The organism is Vibrio chagasii (genome assembly GCA_041879415.1).
Taxonomy (GTDB): domain Bacteria; phylum Pseudomonadota; class Gammaproteobacteria; order Enterobacterales; family Vibrionaceae; genus Vibrio.
In genome coordinates, this window is sequence record CP090851.1 from 1,209,266 (window position 1) to 1,227,043 (window position 17,778).

Annotated in this window: 21 protein-coding genes; 9 read left to right on the top strand and 12 right to left on the bottom strand. The window is 43.3% G+C overall.

Features of this window, described 5'->3' with window-relative positions:
- Positions 1–79 precede the first annotated feature (79 nt).
- The 9 genes from L0991_05205 to L0991_05245 all read right to left on the bottom strand — a co-directional run bounded on the left by L0991_05205 (position 80) and on the right by L0991_05245 (position 6,351).
- Positions 80–658 carry a DUF2726 domain-containing protein gene (locus L0991_05205; GenBank protein ID XGB63466.1) on the bottom strand — a complete coding sequence of 193 codons (579 nt, stop codon included), beginning with the start codon at positions 656–658 and terminating at the stop codon, positions 80–82.
- A gap of 92 nt (positions 659–750) precedes the next feature.
- A complete protein-coding gene (locus L0991_05210; GenBank protein ID XGB63467.1) occupies positions 751–1,896 on the bottom strand; it encodes an assembly protein in 1,146 nt (381 codons plus the stop codon).
- Positions 1,896–2,210: a DUF2523 domain-containing protein gene (locus L0991_05215; GenBank protein XGB63468.1), complete on the bottom strand. Its 315-nt coding sequence runs from the start codon at positions 2,208–2,210 to the stop codon at positions 1,896–1,898. The genes L0991_05210 and L0991_05215 overlap by 1 nt, the downstream gene beginning before the upstream one ends.
- Positions 2,211–2,213: 3 nt before the next feature.
- Entirely contained in the window at positions 2,214–3,863 is a 1,650-nt protein-coding gene (locus tag L0991_05220; GenBank protein ID XGB63469.1) for a hypothetical protein, read from the bottom strand.
- 299 nt (positions 3,864–4,162) lie between these two features.
- A complete protein-coding gene (locus L0991_05225; protein XGB63470.1) occupies positions 4,163–4,405 on the bottom strand; it encodes a single-stranded DNA-binding protein in 243 nt (80 codons plus the stop codon).
- A gap of 18 nt (positions 4,406–4,423) precedes the next feature.
- A complete protein-coding gene (locus tag L0991_05230) occupies positions 4,424–4,762 on the bottom strand; it encodes a DUF1293 family protein (protein ID XGB63471.1) in 339 nt (112 codons plus the stop codon).
- A complete protein-coding gene (locus tag L0991_05235; GenBank protein ID XGB63472.1) occupies positions 4,750–5,862 on the bottom strand; it encodes a replication initiation factor domain-containing protein in 1,113 nt (370 codons plus the stop codon). Before L0991_05235 ends, L0991_05230 begins: the two co-directional genes overlap by 13 nt.
- Positions 5,852–6,052 (bottom strand): hypothetical protein, encoded by a 201-nt coding sequence (locus L0991_05240; GenBank protein ID XGB63473.1) that lies wholly within the window; start codon positions 6,050–6,052, stop codon positions 5,852–5,854. Before L0991_05240 ends, L0991_05235 begins: the two co-directional genes overlap by 11 nt.
- A gap of 2 nt (positions 6,053–6,054) precedes the next feature.
- Positions 6,055–6,351 (bottom strand): hypothetical protein, encoded by a 297-nt coding sequence (locus tag L0991_05245; GenBank protein ID XGB63474.1) that lies wholly within the window; start codon positions 6,349–6,351, stop codon positions 6,055–6,057.
- Between the two features lie 132 nt (positions 6,352–6,483).
- On the opposite strand from L0991_05245, the gene L0991_05250 reads away from it, so the two are divergent.
- A complete protein-coding gene (locus L0991_05250; protein ID XGB63475.1) occupies positions 6,484–6,852 on the top strand; it encodes a DUF3693 domain-containing protein in 369 nt (122 codons plus the stop codon).
- 150 nt (positions 6,853–7,002) lie between these two features.
- On the opposite strand, the gene L0991_05255 is transcribed toward L0991_05250, so the two are convergent.
- From L0991_05255 to L0991_05265, 3 genes are all read right to left on the bottom strand, one after another.
- Positions 7,003–8,727, bottom strand: a complete 1,725-nt coding sequence (locus L0991_05255; protein XGB63476.1) for an ATP-binding protein — start codon at positions 8,725–8,727, stop codon at positions 7,003–7,005.
- Positions 8,727–9,911 (bottom strand): FIST C-terminal domain-containing protein, encoded by a 1,185-nt coding sequence (locus L0991_05260; GenBank protein XGB63477.1) that lies wholly within the window; start codon positions 9,909–9,911, stop codon positions 8,727–8,729. Before L0991_05260 ends, L0991_05255 begins: the two co-directional genes overlap by 1 nt.
- A gap of 111 nt (positions 9,912–10,022) precedes the next feature.
- Positions 10,023–10,388, bottom strand: a complete 366-nt coding sequence (locus L0991_05265) for a hypothetical protein (protein XGB63478.1) — start codon at positions 10,386–10,388, stop codon at positions 10,023–10,025.
- A gap of 252 nt (positions 10,389–10,640) precedes the next feature.
- Between L0991_05265 and ccoN the strand changes: the two genes are divergently transcribed.
- The 8 genes from ccoN to L0991_05305 all read left to right on the top strand — a co-directional run bounded on the left by ccoN (position 10,641) and on the right by L0991_05305 (position 17,709).
- On the top strand, positions 10,641–12,074 hold the full coding sequence (ccoN, locus tag L0991_05270) for a cytochrome-c oxidase, cbb3-type subunit I (GenBank protein ID XGB63479.1): 1,434 nt from the start codon (positions 10,641–10,643) through the stop codon (positions 12,072–12,074).
- An 11-nt stretch (positions 12,075–12,085) separates the two neighbouring features.
- Positions 12,086–12,706: a cytochrome-c oxidase, cbb3-type subunit II gene (gene ccoO / locus L0991_05275; GenBank protein XGB63480.1), complete on the top strand. Its 621-nt coding sequence runs from the start codon at positions 12,086–12,088 to the stop codon at positions 12,704–12,706.
- A gap of 9 nt (positions 12,707–12,715) precedes the next feature.
- The gene (locus L0991_05280; protein XGB63481.1) at positions 12,716–12,892 is read left to right on the top strand and encodes a CcoQ/FixQ family Cbb3-type cytochrome c oxidase assembly chaperone; all 177 of its coding nucleotides are present in this window, start codon (positions 12,716–12,718) and stop codon (positions 12,890–12,892) included.
- Positions 12,892–13,866 carry a cytochrome-c oxidase, cbb3-type subunit III gene (ccoP, locus tag L0991_05285; protein XGB63482.1) on the top strand — a complete coding sequence of 325 codons (975 nt, stop codon included), beginning with the start codon at positions 12,892–12,894 and terminating at the stop codon, positions 13,864–13,866. Before L0991_05280 ends, ccoP begins: the two co-directional genes overlap by 1 nt.
- Positions 13,867–13,951: 85 nt before the next feature.
- Complete coding sequence (locus L0991_05290; protein ID XGB63483.1) at positions 13,952–14,431, top strand: FixH family protein; 480 nt, start codon at positions 13,952–13,954, stop codon at positions 14,429–14,431.
- Positions 14,432–14,436: 5 nt separating this feature from the next.
- Positions 14,437–16,809: a cadmium-translocating P-type ATPase gene (cadA, locus tag L0991_05295; GenBank protein ID XGB63484.1), complete on the top strand. Its 2,373-nt coding sequence runs from the start codon at positions 14,437–14,439 to the stop codon at positions 16,807–16,809.
- A complete protein-coding gene (gene ccoS / locus L0991_05300) occupies positions 16,809–17,045 on the top strand; it encodes a cbb3-type cytochrome oxidase assembly protein CcoS (protein ID XGB63485.1) in 237 nt (78 codons plus the stop codon). Before cadA ends, ccoS begins: the two co-directional genes overlap by 1 nt.
- Positions 17,035–17,709 (top strand): sulfite exporter TauE/SafE family protein, encoded by a 675-nt coding sequence (locus tag L0991_05305; protein XGB63486.1) that lies wholly within the window; start codon positions 17,035–17,037, stop codon positions 17,707–17,709. The genes ccoS and L0991_05305 overlap by 11 nt, the downstream gene beginning before the upstream one ends.
- The last annotated feature ends 69 nt before the right edge of the window (positions 17,710–17,778 follow it).

Here is a 17,778-nt window from a genome sequence, read left to right on the forward strand (position 1 = left end):
TACTTATCGGGCATTTGGGACAGTGCACCCCAGAACCATATCGAGTGCCCTTATCCCTGCGGGGCTTGTTCAGCGATATCTATTGAGTATAAATGCTTTCAGGTTGTGGCGTGTCGCTGAGTCCATATAACTCTTTTTCTAGCTCAAAATAGTCATACTTGTTTTCCACCTTGAAGTGTTTAAGTTCAATCCCTGCGGAAGCTGCGGCCATATCAACTAACTTGTCTCTCGCTACTCTATCTGGTCGATTATGAGTTGAATCATCTAACTCAATCAAACACTTCACTTCAAGCGTTAGCGGGTCACAAAGTACGAAGTCCACATGCTTCTTTGCAATAGCGTTGAATGCACGCCACCATGTCTTTTTATCATGCACTCCTTTCCTTGGTGTCATTAGGTCAGCAATCCTGACCTTGGCAAACACAGTATGTTTTCCTTGCGTGACAACGAGCAGTGCTCGATAAAAAGCTAACTCATTTGGTGTAGCGAGTTTCTTTATCGGTTGATACTCGTAATTTGATGGTGTGGTGTGATCGTGAGTTGCATGTGAATGGTCACCCTTTATGGGAAAAAACTGTACTTTTGCAACAGCAAGTATTAGAAGAAAGACAATGATAAACACAAATTCCATATGAGTTAATCCAGTATGAGTAGGCATTAGGATTACTTTATCAGTCGGTCGGATATGTGAGAAATATCAATAAGATATGTTCTTTCTAAATCATACGTATTGGAATAGGGTGACAATCACTATATTTTTACAGCCTTACCGAAATCAAAAGGATCATTTATAGGGTTATCATCCTTAGACTCAACGCAAGTTAAAATCCTAACGGACTCTCCCCAAGTAACGCGATACACACAATCAGCCAAAACCTTAAAGCCATAACCCATCTCAATGAGCTCTGAATGGTCAAACGTAAAAAGCTTACTGTCGTTCTGACGAACCTCGATATAGATACGCATGAATGAGTTTTGGAAATCGACGAGGTTTTGTGAGACGTCTGTCCAAGCTGTCTGACGTGAATACCCAGTAACAGATAAATCAAAGTCATCGAGTGGGCCGAACCCAGAAGACTTTTTTACAGGCTTTAAGGTTTGACCTGGAACACCGTCAGGAACTGAAACTTTAGCAGGGGCGATAACATTGCTTTGTTCAGGTTTAAGAACAGGCTCAAGTTCTTTATCGCTACCAGACCAAGCGTAGATATTGAAAATGATTCCGCAGACAAGCAAGGTTCCACCCATCCAAAACGGCCAACGATGCCAAATTGGTTTAATGTCGTTACTCATCGCTTCGGCTACGCTGCCACTACTTTGCGTATGAGACTGATAAAAGGGAAAAAATGCTTTCTTGTATTTGCGTTGTTCCTCATTAACGACTTCGGTCGTTGCACCAATTCTCACTTTTTTCGTGTAAGTGTTCTTACTACCAAACGCGGTATTCTTGGCGCAGTAGTAAGTCATCTCAACCATATCTCTAACGTCTTTATGAATCTTTCTAAGATTCTGAGTCAGTAAGATGATGTCTATGCCGTAGTGGCCGTGAAGAGAATAGAACTCAAGGATTTTGCTATCGAGTTGCTTATTCGGCAAAACCATATGAGCTTCATCGATAACAAATAAGGGGCCTTTGTTATCAGCATCCCTCCAGTCGTTAACGTAGTCCTCAAGCTTTGAAAACGGTCTATCCATCGAGCCATATTGGTTTAACTTACCATCAACAACTTCAATCAAGTCCAAGACGTCATTGCCAAAGACTTTCTGAAAATAGGGCACGTTTAAGGTGACATTGGTTACGACTTTCCGACCAGCCTTGATAGCAGGAATGATATGGAAAGCAACACTCTCATAGCTCTTGCCACTTCGTGGTCGTCCCGCGATGCAATAGATCATTAAGAGCCCAACCTTGTAAATGGAATCAGTTGTAAGACCATGCGTAAAGCAATGGCCGATAGAATCATACTCAAACACTGTGGCAAGCCAACGGCGCCCATGACCCAAGCAACATTAGGCGGAATTGACTGCAAATATTGACCGACATCGACAGGTTGGAACAAAGCAACAGCTGCGGATAGAGCTGAATTGACGACTTCCATAAATTGCTCAACAACCCAATAGACCATATCTTTGAGCATGGTAATAAGGCTTAAGAGCAACTGATACATGAACTCAATTAACTTATTGAATAGCGTTACAATCCAATCCATACCTTAACCCCCGAAGATAATTTGACGACAATAGAAAGCCGTAGATGCGAGAAAAATGAAACGTAAAAAGCCGAATATCCAATCCATGTCGATGTAATCATCAAATGACATGTATCCATAGAATGGGACAGGTAGCCCAAACTTAGGACGCTGAGCCCCACTTAGGTTAATGTCGCCGAAACTTGATACAAAAGGGTCGACAATGCTTGTACGCATGTCGTTCAATTCAGCACTGACGACATCACTCAAGTCACCATCGTATGCAGACATATAGAACCCCTGACATGTATCACCTTGAATACAAGTGCCGTCGATACCTGCTTTGGATGCGTCTACACCTTTCAATAAGTCAGCAATATCACTTACACCATTAGTTAAGCCATCTAACTTGCCGGAAATTTCAGCAAGGCCTTCACCATCACTACCGCCATCAATTCCGTCAATTTTATCTGATAGGGCGTCTATGCTTGATTCAACACCGGACAAGTCAACGGTCGATTGGCCGCCAGAAATAGCAGCAATTTGATCGCTTAATTGGTTGAATTTTTGATTGGTGTTTTCATTAACATCATCAGCGATAGAGGAGACCATCATTTGAGTTTGCATGAGAGCTCCCTCCAAACGAGTATTCTTATTGGCTAAGTCGTTTAAAGAGTTTTGAACGTTTTTAATTCGTTTTTGGTTACTTTTCGCTTTGGAAGCGTCATAAAGTTGAGCTTGTTGCTCTGATGTAAGGCCGCCACCGCCATCACCACCGCCACTATTATTAATGGCATCGATAATCTGGGATTGAGTTGCATCTAAGTGACCATGAACACCGTTAATTTGACCGTTCAAGCTTGTGAGGCTTCGGTCTACTGAATTAAGGTCATAATCAACATCATCGAACCTCTTCAAAGTCTGACTAAATAAGCTATCAACCTCTTCGAACTCGGAGACCATGTTAGAGAAACCACTATTAATGATCCCCGAGTTATCTACACCACCATCAATGTTTTTAACAGCGCGCTCTAAGTCGTTGAACTCTTTTCGGGTCTGAATTTCTTGAAAGGTCATTGTTCGACTCAAATTCTCCAATGTACGAGAGAACTTTTGGTCAACATCACTAGAAACCATAAGATTGATAATATTCGTCAAGTCTCGATTGGTATTCATTAGTCCGTATAGGGCAACATCAGCACTCCTACAGTCGGGGTCAGCCCCGTCACAAGTAACAACCTCGGCTCGACTGGCCTTATACCGCTCAAAGAAAGGTTCAAGTTTGTCAGGTATACCGTTGTTGTCCTCATCAAGTTCTGCGTTATCGTTAAGAGTAGGGTTTGGGTCTAGGCCGTTTGCAAGGCCATCACCATCCCAGTCCTCTTCTTCGTCAGGTATCCCGTTATTGTTTAGGTCGCCATCTTGTTCAACTTGAGAACCACAGTTAAAAATATCGGTATCTGCGTAGTTAAAACCACCCGTACAATACGAGTCGCTCGTTGGCGGGTTATCGTCACAAACTAGGCTACCGTCAGGCAAAATGGACCGTGAAGGCGGGGTATCTGAACATAACTTAACTTTCATTTGCGAATACGGCCCGCCATAAGTCAAATCAGAAGCCAGTGCATCTGAAGATAACAGGCTAATCAACGATGCTAGAATCATTCTTTTCATAAACAAACCTATAAAAAAAGAGGCCGAAGCCTCTTTATCATTAACCTTGAAAATTCAGAGCGGCTAGAAAACCAGACAAGCCACCCAAAAGAGCAAATACCATGAGTATCAGGTCATGTATGGCAATCAGCACACTCAAAAACTCCCATTAGTTACGCAGACTTTACAGCACGTTTAGCAAGGCCAATCGCCTTGTAAGCCATAGTGATTCCAACAATAGCAACACCCGCAGCACCTACTTTAGTTGCAACATCAGCGAAATCCACAGCAGCCCAAATAGCTTCCATAATTTTGTTTCCTTATAAAATTTTAATTAACTTAATCACCATCTTAATGGCGTATGACATGGCGAAACCGCTAACGAAAACTAGTGAGAAAGCCCCACTAAAAGCCGCAGTAGCTTCGATTGCAGAAACCTCAGTGAACCCCATCAAATACTCATAATCGCTAGCAGTAATAACTATGACTCCAGTGCAGGATTCAACTGACGTATCAACAAGAGCTAGAAAACCATTTTCATTTGCTAGAGCACACTTAGGCATAACAATTCCGAATTCAAATTACTTCTTAAACGATGCTTCAAAATGTTTTTGGATTTCGGCATCAGTAGGAACAAGTTTGTTCACCAAGATATCGAGTGGATCATCTGGGTTCGCGCCAAAATTCAATTCGTATTCGCGATTAGCTACGAACGCGCGCGTTTGGATAAGTTGACGTGCGTATTCCACATCAATTTTCAGAGCTTGCTTGTTGTATGGGATGTCAGTTGAAAAGCCGATGCCCGTTTGTTGAAATTTCTCGTTATCGACTTCTTCCACAGCTCGTAGGACAGACAGCTCTGCGAATTCCATATTAGATTTAGGGAAACGCTTGATAGAGATACCAGTTATTGTAGGCATATTCTTGACTCCAAAATTTCGATTTTCTGTTTAGTGTATTCGTCAGGAATGCCCAACGATGTATTGAAATTAGCGCGGCGATGGTGCGTAGGAATGAGCATTCCAAACGCTTCCCCCAAATCTCCCTCAGTCATAGCAACAACCTCAGATAAAGCCTTACCACATTGACGACGAACCCAAGCGATACGAGCCATAAACTCCAGTCCGGCTTTCTTCTTGTTTAGTTCAAGCTTCATTGGTTCAGCAGGGTCGATACTGGCCGAGAAGTCACACAGACCAGCAAAGGCCGAAGCAGGCGAGGCGAGTAGTGCCAAATCGCACTTCTTCAATTCCACTTCGTTGCGATACCAAATCACTTCAGGGTCAGCGATGTTTTGCTCAAACTTCTTGTTATAGATACGCCAGTAAACTGAAGACGTACGAGAGCCAACCAAAACAGCTTCTTCTGATAATTCACCAGATTGTGAAACGCGCTTATGAGGAACCATTGTCGGGCCGCGACCACGAGAAGCAGTGCGAAATGCTCCCTCATAAAAACATTTCTCAGCATACTTACAGTCAAAGATTCCGGTGTAGTCATCCACGCAAAGATCCAAACGGGCTAGGCGAGTGATACCCAAAAGCGATAACCACCAGTGCACCTTTTTGTGAGTAGTGAAGTCGAACAACTTAGCGCAACCAGTACCATTGATTTGCACGTAGACCGTGTCATTGTTACCGCCAACACCTACCAAGCCACATTCAACTGTTCCGGTAGAGTCGTAAATCACCATTGAATCTTCATAGCCATGCAAGCCACGACCACGCATAGGTGACAGACGGAAGTTAAAGACTTTCGCCATGAACTCATCAAACCTATCAGCCAAAACTTTACGACACTTGTTACGGTGTAACTCAATTGATTTTTCTATAGCTTCTGGTGAATTAAGGCGGCCTTTAACGGTTTGTTTCTTAAACTCAGGAAACTGCAAATTGATAAAGTCTTGTTCGTTAGAGCTATCCAAGTGCCTAAGCGAACCATACGAAAAAGAGAACGCTAGGTGATCCACTTGAACTGGACGAATCTCATCATGGAACTTATGTGGTTTTTTAGATGGCATGGAACACGCCCTTAACCAAAAGCTCTTGGTAGTTGTCATCAGTGATTTCGACAATCTGAAATGACACCATGCCGTAATGAACTTCCATGAATTGGAAGAACTCGCGCTGAGTTTTAAAAAAGTTATGACCCCAAGGGAAATAGGCGTTGATGCCATGATTGGGTTCGTTGTCGAAGTAGATAGAATCCATGATTAACGTTCCACACCGTAGAACGAACAAAACTGCTCAAGCTCTTGGTCGTTATCAAACGTAAACGTGAAAGCGTCACTAGAGTTATAAAGTGGATTCTTGTAGCTGACAGTGTGAAACAGTTCTTCACCAATTGTGCGTTGGCCGAACTCAAGTTCACTAACAAGGAACTCAAAGCAGATTTCTAATGGTGAGTTATGAAGAGACACGGACGCGTGTGTGAAATCTGGGTAGTTAGAGAAGCTAACGTGTTCAGATTTTAAAACAGAGCCGTATTCAATAGATTCAATTTGGAACATAGAAACCACCATAGTTAATCAACCAAGCAGGCTGAGTTGCGATATGTGGCAATCCTAGTTGCGACGAATGGCAATTACAAGATGCGATTTATGGCAACTTTGCGGCTACAATGAACAAAATGGAGGTGCCAAATGTACTCATCAGAATTAATTAATGCCTATAAAAAGGCGAAAAACTACGTACAAGACAAGCAAGTTGCACACGACTTGAACCTTGATCCACCGAAGATAAGTAAAATTAGAAAAGGTGTTCGCCAACTAACTGATTCAGAAGCAGTTTTCTTGGCGGAGAACTCAGGAATTGATCCAGAGTTAGCGTTGCTGGGTTGTCACGCTGACCGTAACGAAAATCCAGAGATAAAACAGATGTGGGAACACATTGCAAAAAAGTACAACGGGCTAGGATTAAAAGCGATTTCAATGACTTGCGCAGGATTAGCGTTGATGGCAGCCACCCCAAATAAAGCACTAGCCAACTGCGTATTATGTATATTATGTTAAATGCTGTTTGATAATCATAAGGCAGAGCTCCATATCTGATGCCCTGCATTCGTTTCGAGCCAGCTGATACTGTGTATTTAACCATAATGTCTATTTACCATAAAATACCTAATAAACATATTTCCTAATCTTCGATTAAGAATACGTTTATTAGATCTCAAGCATTAGTCTATCTATAGCTTCTGTTATTTCTTTTGTTCTTACTGGCTTGGTAACGAAATCGTTCATACCAACATCTAAACATGAACATTTATCTTCAACCGATGTATGTGCTGTCAGAGCCACGATTGGTGTTTGGATATTTGCCTTTCTCATATGTTTGGTTGTGGTTAAACCATCCATGACCGGCATTGAAACGTCCATCAGGATTATGTCTATGGAATCTTTGTTGTCTTGTATAAAGCCTATTGCTTCTTCACCATTACTTGCGATGAAAACTTCGTGACCTTGCCTCGTTAGAATTAACTTAATCACCATCTGGTTTGTTGGATTGTCTTCGACGACCAGCACCGAATATCGACTTCTGAGCTCTCTTGAACAATCATCATCCTTCAGTTGGTTACAGCTATTCGTTACTCTGGTGAGTACTGGTAATTGAACCTCGAACTTAGAGCCTTTCCCTGGTTCACTTTCGACTGAGATTCGCCCACGCATCAACTCAACTAAGCGTTTAGTGATCGCTAATCCTAAGCCTGTGCCGCCAAACCTTCGCGTTATTGTGCTATCTGCTTGCACAAATGGGCTGAACAGCGACGATAGCTGTTGTGAGCTAATTCCAATTCCGGTGTCTTCAACTGTTATATAGAACGAACTCTGCTGGTATTTGATGGAAACATGGACGTGTCCGCGCTCCGTAAACTTAATGGCATTTCCGATTAGGTTAAACAATATCTGCGCTAAGCGGCTTGGGTCTATATAGTGAAGCTCAGCATCTGGGATATCGCTAGACACCGTGAGCTTTAGACCTTTGTCGTCTGCAGCCTTTGTTTGTTCTGATAAAACAAAAGTTACAGTGTCTCTTACGTTGCTCCATTGTGGCGCCAATGAGAAACAACCAGATTCAATTTTGGAAAAGTCCAATACATCGCTGATGATCGCCAACAAAAGCTCAGACGATGTGCTCATATTTAGGAGTATAGACTGTTGTTCTTCTGTTAGTTGGGTCGACTTTAATGTGTCGATTAGCCCAATGATAGCGTTGAGTGGCGTTCTTAATTCATGGCTCATCATGGCTAGGAATTCTGACTTGGCTTTGTTCGCTCTTTCTGCGTCTTTCCTTGCTGTGACGAGTTCGGCGGTTCGTTCTCTAACGGTCGCTTCAAGTTTTTCTTTGTTCTCTATATCGAAAACAGCTCGCTCAATCAGTGGACGAAAACGGTTCAAAGTCGCCTTAGTTTCGATACTAAAATGTTTGGTGTTCGAGTGAATAAAAATAATGACCGATTGGGTCAGTCCACTGTCGATACCAGTAATCAACACTGAGTTGATTTGGTTGAGAACAATGGGATGCAAAGTGTTAAATTCACCCAGAGATTTGGGTTCAAAAAGGATGGCGCATTCACCATTGATGACTCGAGAAAGCTTGCCATGATCGTTCCAAATCATCTCTTCAAAGACTTTATTGTTAGTCAGCAGAGTTTTGAAATCGCCTTCATTCCCTACTCTAGAGACCACAATAAAGTCATCAAACTTAATGTATTTTTTCAACACAAACTCGAGGCTAGAAAATATCTCAGAGATGTTACTCGCCTTACTGATCGCAGAGATAGTCGATAGGATTACCCTATTCTCTTCAGCCAGCCTTCTCTCACGGGCTTTTAATTTTTGTAGTTCAATACGTGCTTCTTGCAGCGCTTCTTGACCTTCAGAACCCATTACTTTTTTAACCTATAAAACGTTGCTGATGACACCATTAAGTTTCCGTGTGCATTTTCTCCACCTGAAAGCCTACCTTGCTCACCAAATGTGAATGGACATATGTAAGGAAGCCCATTAAGTGCTTGATTTATTTGGTCGCAAACCTCATCCATGTCTTGTTTTAGATTAAGCATAGGCCCTGCGCAAAAGATGTTAATCGCGCCTAACTTCTCTTCCAGATCCATATCATTGTAGTAAGACGAATGAATGATATTAGCGGCACGGCTTATCAACTGCTGCTTGGAGCCTTGCATCAAATAAATGGTGTCGCCTTCATTGATATCCGTAAAGAGCTCGATACCGTTACACTCTGTTTCTCGAATAGAGTGAGAGAGTTTGAAATACGGATAGTTGTAAGATGTACCGACTTTCCGGCCTAGTGGATAGACAGAAGATTTTTCAAAGATATAGCCGTCGTCACTGCCTCCTAAATGGAAATTAGTCCATTCATTGTAAACCGTAGCTGCTGGCCTGTGGTCTATCTCGAGCAAGATTCTATTTCTTACTTTTGTCACGGTCCCTGAGTAACGTGTAGGTGTGTGGCCTGCACTGAATGACGAATAGATAGACTGTGAGGAGAAAAAGACGGTTAATGAAACGCCATTAATTGAGAGTGACTCTTCAGTAAATATGCTCCAGTTTCCTGACACCTGATTGTCGGCAGCGCTACCGCCGATGATAGGTACTTCAGTGCCGAATTTACTGTCGATGGCTGCCATCACCTTCTCCTCGTTGCCGGGAGTCGAGTGAAGCAAGATTAAGTCTGGAATTTCGCCTTCACGGTTGGCGTTTTTTAGCGCTAAATCTATTGCGTCGAAGGTGCTTTGTTCGATGGATTGGCTGAAGTGCTTAATGCCGGTGCCGTATGCATTGATGCCCGAGTCATAGATGATAAGTACACCGATCACAGGCCCTGAATGGAAGCCAGTTTCAGTCATGATTCCATGGCATGTCGTGCATCCATGAATTGGAATGTTAGGGAGAGCATCTACGAAAAATCTCTGCACAGCGAGTGTGGAGTACTCTTCTGTGCAGTAGCAGATGAGGCAAGCGATATCCTCGGGGTTCTCTACCCCAAGAAGCAGTTCATCTACGGCGATTTTATCATCTAGAGAATAAGAGACTTTTGATAGAAATTTCATAGAGTTTTGGAGACTTTATTAATGTTGCCTTTATAACATTTTAATGCGCAGGGTTTCACTGGTTTAGTCAATATTTCTATCAAAGAGCGAGGTGTTGCTCAGTTTTGAGTTTTATTCTTTAGAGAGATTCACTGTATACGTCATGACCTGTTGTGGAAATGTAACCGTTATTGAGGAAGTCTTATCATTGGTTTGTAAAAGCCAAGATGACGCCCCTTTCGATTCCAAAACTCCGCTTCCATCATAGCTAATGATAAATTTGCCAGTTTTAGATGTTTCAATTGAATACCCCTGACTATCGCCTGAAATAGAAACATTATTATTATCAATACCAAATTCACAAGGTTTTGAAACTATACAGGTTATTGTCTCGTTATTATCGTATGTCACTGTTCTCCAAGTAAATGCAGCTAATAAAATAACCAACATGACGATAATTTGAACAAGCCTGCCTTTTGTTAGCTTTTGTGCCGCCATTATAATCTTTACTCCTTGTTACAAAGTTCAAAGTTTTTAAATAAAAATCCAATTCCAGACCAAGCGTAAGGTTACTACTCTGTCATTGATTTGTTAATTCAAGTATAGTGTCGCGTTGAAAATGCCACTTTTTTTTAAAATCAGCAAGTGGAAATAAGGTCCTGAATAGGCTGAATTTCCTTTTCTAATTTGGGTGGCATTACGACGTGAGTCGTGTTGGAAGTAAAGTGTAGTAAATAAGAAATTGGAAGCATGCAAATGAGCCAAGAAAAGCAGCTTGAACAAAACTACAACTATACGGTCGTCCGTCAGTTTACCCTAGTTACAATTTTGTGGGGTATTGTCGGTATGGGCGTTGGTGTTTTGATTGCCGCTCAATTAGTTTGGCCACAGCTAAACTTTGATACGCCGTGGTTGACGTACAGTCGTTTACGTCCCCTGCATACTAATGCGGTTATTTTTGCGTTCGGTACAAGTGCGCTGTTTGCAACATCATATTATGTTGTGCAACGTACCTGTCAGACGCGTCTCTTTGGTGGCCCTCTCGTAGCCTTCACCTTTTGGGGTTGGCAAGCGATTATCCTGTCGGCTGCAATTACTCTACCGTTAGGTTTAACCTCTGGTAAAGAATATGCAGAACTAGAATGGCCAATCGATATTGCTATTACTCTTGTGTGGGTAGCTTATGCAATCGTGTTCTTCGGAACCATGATTAAACGTAAGACATCACACATTTACGTAGCGAACTGGTTCTTCGGAGCCTTCATCATCACGGTTGCCGTGTTGCACATCGTTAACAGCTTAGCTGTTCCTGTATCTGCGTTTAAGTCGTACTCGATTTACTCAGGTGCAATTGATGCAATGGTGCAATGGTGGTACGGACACAATGCGGTAGGCTTCCTATTGACAGCTGGTTTCCTAGGTATGATGTACTACTTCGTTCCTAAACAAGCTGGTCGCCCTGTTTATTCTTACCGTTTGTCGATAGTTCACTTCTGGGCACTTGTGTCTCTGTATATTTGGGCTGGTCCTCACCACCTACACTACACTGCACTTCCAGACTGGACTCAGTCTCTAGGTATGGTTATGTCTTTGGTTCTGTTTGCTCCTTCTTGGGGTGGCATGATCAACGGTATCATGACTCTATCTGGTGCGTGGCATAAGCTTCGCTACGACCCTATCCTACGTTTCCTAATCGTTTCTCTATCATTCTACGGCATGTCGACTTTCGAAGGCCCAATGATGGCAATCAAAACGGTTAACGCGCTATCTCACTACACGGACTGGACTATCGGTCACGTTCACTCTGGTGCGTTAGGTTGGGTTGCAATGGTTTCTATCGGTTCGGTTTACCACTTAGTTCCTAAGCTATTTGGTCAAGAGCGTATGTACTCTGTATCTCTAATCAATGTTCACTTCTGGTTAGCAACGATTGGTACGGTTTTCTACATTGTTGCAATGTGGATCTCTGGTGTGATGCAAGGTCTGATGTGGCGTGCAGTTAACTCTGACGGTACATTAACTTACAGCTTCGTTGAATCTGTAGAAGCGTCTTACCCGTTCTACTTTGTACGTTTCCTAGGTGGTTTCATCTTCCTATCTGGTATGTTCTTAATGGCATACAACACGTACAAAACTGTTTCTGCACCTAAAGATAGCCTTAAAGCTATCCCTCAACCGGCTTAAGGAGATTTAGAATGAGCTCAAATTCAAATAATCGCCATGAGTTGGTAGAGAAGAATGTTGGCCTATTAGCGATCTTAATCGTTATTGCTATCAGTTTTGGTGCCTTAGTAGAAATCACCCCTCTTATCTTCCAAAAGCAGACAACTGAACCTGTAGAAAACCTACGCGTTTACTCTGCTCTGGAAATGGAAGGTCGTGATATCTACATTCGTGAAGGTTGTAACGTATGTCACAGCCAAATGATCCGTCCTTTCCGTTCTGAGACTGAACGTTACGGCCACTACTCTGTAGCTGGCGAAAGCGTTTGGGAACACCCATTCCTATGGGGCTCTAAGCGTACTGGTCCTGATCTAGCACGTGTTGGTGATCGTTACTCAGATGAGTGGCACCGTGTTCACCTTATCGATCCTCGTGAACTTGTTCCTGAATCAAACATGCCTGGTTTCCCATGGCTTGCTGAGAATGTACTTGATGGCAAATTGACTCAACAGAAGCTTGAACTCTTCCGTAATCAATTTGGTGTTCCTTACACAGACGAACAAATTGCTAACGCTAAACAAGATGTTGAAGGAAAAACAGAGATGGATGCAATCATCGCTTACCTTCAATCGCTTGGCCACGCAATGAAATAAGGAATAATTATGGACATTATTACATTTCAAAGTGTTTGGACTGTGACTGTTTTTGCTTGCTTCATCGGCATCGTTTGGTGGGCATATGGCAAGAACCGAAAATCACGTTTCGACGAAGACGCGAACCTAGTGTTTGCTGACGACGAGCCAGCAACAAGTTCTAAAAATGAAGGAGTGACAAAGTAATGAGTACATTCTGGAGTATCTGGGTTAGTGCGATTACGATTGGTACCCTAATTGGTTGTGCTGTCTTACTTCGTTGGTGTTTTAAAGACAAAACAGGCGTAGAAGAAGGTCAAGATATGGGCCATGAATACGATGGTATTCGTGAGCTTAACAACCCACTACCAAAATGGTGGACATACCTTTTCATCAGTACGATTGTTTTTGCAGCGGTTTACCTTGCTCTATACCCTGGTCTAGGTAACTTTAAAGGCCTTTTAGGTTGGACAAGTTCAGACCAAACGGTACGCAGCGTTGAAGAGTCTCGCTCAGCAATTGCTGCTGCGCAAGCAAACAAACAGTTAGATGCGTACGCGAAAGAGCTTGATGATGCAGACACCTACTTCGGTGAAGCATTCAGAAAGCTAGCTCACGACGAAAACGGCTTACGTTCAATCCCTGACATTGCATCAGATGCTGATGCGATCAAAGTGGGTCAACGTTTGTTCTTGCAAAACTGTTCTCAGTGTCACGGCTCTGATGCACGTGGTCAGAAAGGTTTCCCTAACCTAACTGATGACGCATGGCTATACGGCGGTGAACCTGAGGCTATCGTAACAACAGTTATGCACGGTCGTGTTGGCCAAATGCCAGGTTGGAAAGACGCACTTGGCGAAGAAGGCGTAAAAGAAGTAGTTAGCTACACACTTAGCCTTTCTGGTCGTAGCGTAAACGCACGTGAAGCAGAAGCTGGTAAAGCTCGTTTCGTAGTGTGTGCAGCGTGTCACGGTACTGATGGTAAGGGTAACCCTGCTGTTGGCGCACCAGACCTAACTGACCGCGATTGGTTGTTTGGCGATTCTCGTGCAGACGTAACTGAAACAGTTATGTACGGTCGTTCTGGCGTAATGCCTGCTTGGAAAGACATTCTAGGCGAAGACAAAGTACAACTGGTTTCATCTTACGTGTGGAGCCTAAGCAACTCAGATAATAAGTAACATTTCAATAACAGCCTCTTTCTAAGAGGCTGTCTTTCCTTTATTTTATAACCTCTTCTTTTTATTCTTTTTTGAGATCTTTTTTATGGTAAAGCCTTGGTATAAACAGTTTTGGCCGTGGTTCTTAATCGCGTTGCCAGCGACAGTAGTTATTTGGACTATTATGACGGTTATTGTGTTTACACAGAACTCTGTAGACTTAGTGACTGAGGATTACTATAAAAAAGGAAAAGGCATTAATGTCGACATTTCAAAAGTAAATATCGCCAAAGAGCTAGGCCTATCAGCTTCACTTAATGAGAAAGGTAACTCTGTTATCATCACATTAGACAAAGGCAAACTTGATCACTTCCCTGCTATCAGCGCAATGTTCGTTCACAGAACGCTACCAGATCGCGATTTCACTCAGCTATTAACCGCTGATGCGAGAGGCAACTACACACTGACTCTGGACCATCACTTAGAAGGTCCGTGGTTCATCGAGCTGACTCCACATGACGAAGAATGGCTAGTGCAAGGTCGCATGAACTTCCCGATTGAAACTCCTACTCAACTAACGAACTAAAGCTTATGTGTGAATCCTGTTATCACTGCGGTGAAGATGTACCAGCGGAAACGGATTTTGAAGTCGAGATCTTAGGATCGCCTCGTAAGATGTGTTGTCCGGGCTGCGAGACCGTAGCTCAGACAATCGTTGATAGCGGTTTGGTTTCTTACTACCAATACCGCACCGCTCCTGCTGAGAAAGCAGATCTAGTGCCAGAGCAACTTCTGGCACTCAGTCATTATGATAATGAAGACGTTCAACTGGAGTTTGTAAGAAACTCTGAGAACGTCTCTGAGGTGACATTATCACTTGAAGGCGTTTCATGTGCAGCTTGTGCATGGCTAATCGAGAAGCAAGTCTCATCAAAACAAGGTGTGGGTAGTATTCGTGTGAATACCACCACCAACCGTGCCCTACTTAGCTGGGATAACACGCAAGTTAAACTGAGCGAGTTGTTGTCAGCAATCCATACTCTAGGTTACAAAGCCGCACCATTTGAAGCTGATCAACAAGAAGCAGCTTACCACCGCTCGATGAAAAACTACCTATACCGTCTCGGTGTTGCTGGCTTGGCAACCATGCAGGTAATGATGCTTGCTGTTGCACTGTATCTTGAAGTGTTTGGCAACCTTGAACCAGAGTTTAAAAACTACTTCCGTTGGGTAAGTTTGATCTTTGCTACACCTGTTTTGCTCTATTCTGCTCTGCCGTTCTACATCAATGCATGGCGCAGTATTAAGGGACGAACATTGGGTATGGATGTGCCTGTCTCGATTGCTCTGCTGTTTGCTTACGTAGCAAGCTTGGTGGCAACCGTGACAGAAAAAGGAGAAGTCTTCTTCGAATCTATCTCGATGTTCACTTTCTTCTTACTGCTTGGCCGTTTCTTAGAGATGAGAGCACGTCGTAAAGCAGCGGCTGCGAGTGGTAACCTACTTAAGCTCGTTCCTGCAATGGCGACAACGTTAGACGGCGAGCAAGTGCCAGTGAAAACCCTAAAAGTAGGCGATAAGATCCGCGTACTTCCGGGCGAACATATCCCTGCGGATGGTAAAGTACTTTCTGGCCGAGTTCATATTGATGAATCTATGCTGACTGGCGAATCTATCCATGTTGTGAAAAACGAAGGCGATACTGTTTACGCTGGTACGTTAAATGGCGATGAGTCATTTGAACTGGAAGTGATGACATCAAAAGCGGACTCTGTGATCTCTAATATTGTTCGTCTGCAAGATGAAGCACAGTTGTCTAAGCCTCGTATCGCAGAGATTGCCGATATTGTGGCTCGTTACTTTGTAGCGGTTATCTTGATTATCTCTTTCGGTACTTGGTTCTACTGGCACCAAACTCGTCCAGAAGATGCATTCTGGATCATGTTGTCTGTACTGGTAGCGACTTGTCCTTGTGCTCTTTCACTGGCGACACCAACTGCGATTACTTGTTCAACGTCCCGTATGGGCAACTTTGGTATTTTACTGCGTAAAGGCCACGTATTCGAAACCTTGTGTAAAGTGAACCACTTGATCATCGATAAGACCGGTACCTTGACTGAGGGTGATATTCGTATCAGCCGTGTAGAAACTTTCTCTAAGCTTGATAAAGAGACGTGTTTAAAAGTGGCTGCGAGCCTAGAACAGCATGCTAACCACCCTATCGCGAAAGCATTCAAAACCCACGTGTCCGATGATGTTGAAGTCAATTCTGTAAACAACGTTATTGGTTCGGGTATTACTGGTGAGTGGAATGGTCAAGAGGTGGCAATCGGTAGTAGTGAGTTTATTCTTGGTGAAGCTCAACCGACGCAAAGCAACGGCATCTACTTGTCGATGGCGGGACGTCATATTGCTACCTTTACTTATGAAGACCCGATTCGTAAAGAAAGCATCGAGTTCATCCAAAAGTTCAAAGAAGCGGGCATTAAAACAACCCTTCTGACGGGTGACTCCTTGATTAACGCGAAGCCTGTTGCTGAAGAAATCGGTATTACCGACATCGTTGCGAATGCTAAGCCAGAGGATAAGCTTGCTTACCTTAACTCTCGTGATGAGAAAGACATCACTATGATGGTTGGCGACGGTATCAACGATGCCCCTATCCTTGCGGGTGCACACCTTTCTGTCGCTATGGGCGGTGGTACAGATGTAGCTAAAGCATCGGCTGATATGGTTTTATTGGGTGACAAGCTTGATAGATTACTTAAGTCCCGTACATTGGCGCTAAAAACGCGTAAGATAATCCGCGAAAACCTTGCATGGTCATTGGGGTACAATCTACTCATCCTTCCATTGGCTGTAGCGGGTTTGGTTGCTCCATACATTGCCGTTGTTGGCATGTCTGCAAGTTCTATTATTGTTGTGTCTAATTCGTTAAGGCTTTTAAAAGAGCAAGGTAAATAATGGAAAGTTTATACATCCTGATTCCCATTGCGATTGTACTGGTGTGTATCGCTGTTGGTATTTTTCTATGGGCGGTGAAGAGCGAACAGTTTGAAGACCTGGAGCGTCAAGGTCACAATATTTTGTTTGATGAAGACGAAAAAGCCCATGCTCACTCTGACAGCAAGCCTGCGAAGAATGTCAAAGCTAGTACTGAATCCCCAACTAACCTAGATAAAAAGAACGATGACGCCTGATTGGATCGGAGCCTTTGTTGTCGGACTGATCGGCGCGGGCCACTGCATGGGAATGTGTGGTGGCATTGCGTCGCTCCTTTCAATCGGCAATACCAAACCTTCCCCGGTTATTCCCCTACTTTACAACCTTGGTCGCCTACTCAGCTATGCCGTTATTGGAGGTGTGATCGGCGGTGCTATCTCTTCAATCGGTCAACTTAGCGATTTTAACGCGTTACTTAATTGGCTTCGTTTGTTCGCTGCCATCTTTATGATCATTTTGGGTCTGTATATCGGTAAATGGTGGTTTGGCTTATTGTTCTTTGAGAAGGTCGGTCAGAAGCTGTGGCGTTATATTTCACCAGTCGGTAAGTCTTTCCTCCCACTCAAGCATCCAAGCCACGCTCTGCCGTTTGGTTTTATCTGGGGTTGGTTACCGTGTGGTCTAGTCTACTCTATGCTGACCTGGGCGGCTGTCTCAGGCAGTTGGTATAATGGAGCGGGAATCATGCTCGCATTTGGCTTGGGAACGCTTCCTGCGATGCTGACGGTTGGTATGGGCGCTAGCTTCCTCAAGAAATTGCAACAAGCTGACTTATTTCGTCAACTCGGTGCGATTTTAATCTTGATTTACGGTTTCTACACTGGATATATGGCACTGCAGCTCATTATTTATACCGTATAGCCATTCTTTAAATCCGGTTTTTTTACTACCCAACTGGATAAAGGAATGCTAAAATATTGACGTATATCA

What these genes read in the sequence shown, in the direction of transcription:
- L0991_05205 (XGB63466.1), bottom strand. Translation starts at nt 658, where the DNA reads ATGCCTACTCATACTGGATTAACTCATATGGAATTTGTGTTTATCATT.
- L0991_05210 (XGB63467.1), bottom strand. Translation starts at nt 1,896, where the DNA reads ATGATCTATTGCATCGCGGGACGACCACGAAGTGGCAAGAGCTATGAG.
- L0991_05215 (XGB63468.1), bottom strand. Translation starts at nt 2,210, where the DNA reads ATGGATTGGATTGTAACGCTATTCAATAAGTTAATTGAGTTCATGTAT.
- L0991_05220 (XGB63469.1), bottom strand. Translation starts at nt 3,863, where the DNA reads ATGAAAAGAATGATTCTAGCATCGTTGATTAGCCTGTTATCTTCAGAT.
- L0991_05225 (XGB63470.1), bottom strand. Translation starts at nt 4,405, where the DNA reads ATGCCTAAGTGTGCTCTAGCAAATGAAAATGGTTTTCTAGCTCTTGTT.
- L0991_05230 (XGB63471.1), bottom strand. Translation starts at nt 4,762, where the DNA reads ATGCCTACAATAACTGGTATCTCTATCAAGCGTTTCCCTAAATCTAAT.
- L0991_05235 (XGB63472.1), bottom strand. Translation starts at nt 5,862, where the DNA reads ATGCCATCTAAAAAACCACATAAGTTCCATGATGAGATTCGTCCAGTT.
- L0991_05240 (XGB63473.1), bottom strand. Translation starts at nt 6,052, where the DNA reads ATGGATTCTATCTACTTCGACAACGAACCCAATCATGGCATCAACGCC.
- L0991_05245 (XGB63474.1), bottom strand. Translation starts at nt 6,351, where the DNA reads ATGTTCCAAATTGAATCTATTGAATACGGCTCTGTTTTAAAATCTGAA.
- L0991_05250 (XGB63475.1), top strand. Translation starts at nt 6,484, where the DNA reads ATGTACTCATCAGAATTAATTAATGCCTATAAAAAGGCGAAAAACTAC.
- L0991_05255 (XGB63476.1), bottom strand. Translation starts at nt 8,727, where the DNA reads ATGGGTTCTGAAGGTCAAGAAGCGCTGCAAGAAGCACGTATTGAACTA.
- L0991_05260 (XGB63477.1), bottom strand. Translation starts at nt 9,911, where the DNA reads ATGAAATTTCTATCAAAAGTCTCTTATTCTCTAGATGATAAAATCGCC.
- L0991_05265 (XGB63478.1), bottom strand. Translation starts at nt 10,388, where the DNA reads ATGGCGGCACAAAAGCTAACAAAAGGCAGGCTTGTTCAAATTATCGTC.
- ccoN (XGB63479.1), top strand. Translation starts at nt 10,641, where the DNA reads ATGCAAATGAGCCAAGAAAAGCAGCTTGAACAAAACTACAACTATACG.
- ccoO (XGB63480.1), top strand. Translation starts at nt 12,086, where the DNA reads ATGAGCTCAAATTCAAATAATCGCCATGAGTTGGTAGAGAAGAATGTT.
- L0991_05280 (XGB63481.1), top strand. Translation starts at nt 12,716, where the DNA reads ATGGACATTATTACATTTCAAAGTGTTTGGACTGTGACTGTTTTTGCT.
- ccoP (XGB63482.1), top strand. Translation starts at nt 12,892, where the DNA reads ATGAGTACATTCTGGAGTATCTGGGTTAGTGCGATTACGATTGGTACC.
- L0991_05290 (XGB63483.1), top strand. Translation starts at nt 13,952, where the DNA reads ATGGTAAAGCCTTGGTATAAACAGTTTTGGCCGTGGTTCTTAATCGCG.
- cadA (XGB63484.1), top strand. Translation starts at nt 14,437, where the DNA reads ATGTGTGAATCCTGTTATCACTGCGGTGAAGATGTACCAGCGGAAACG.
- ccoS (XGB63485.1), top strand. Translation starts at nt 16,809, where the DNA reads ATGGAAAGTTTATACATCCTGATTCCCATTGCGATTGTACTGGTGTGT.
- L0991_05305 (XGB63486.1), top strand. Translation starts at nt 17,035, where the DNA reads ATGACGCCTGATTGGATCGGAGCCTTTGTTGTCGGACTGATCGGCGCG.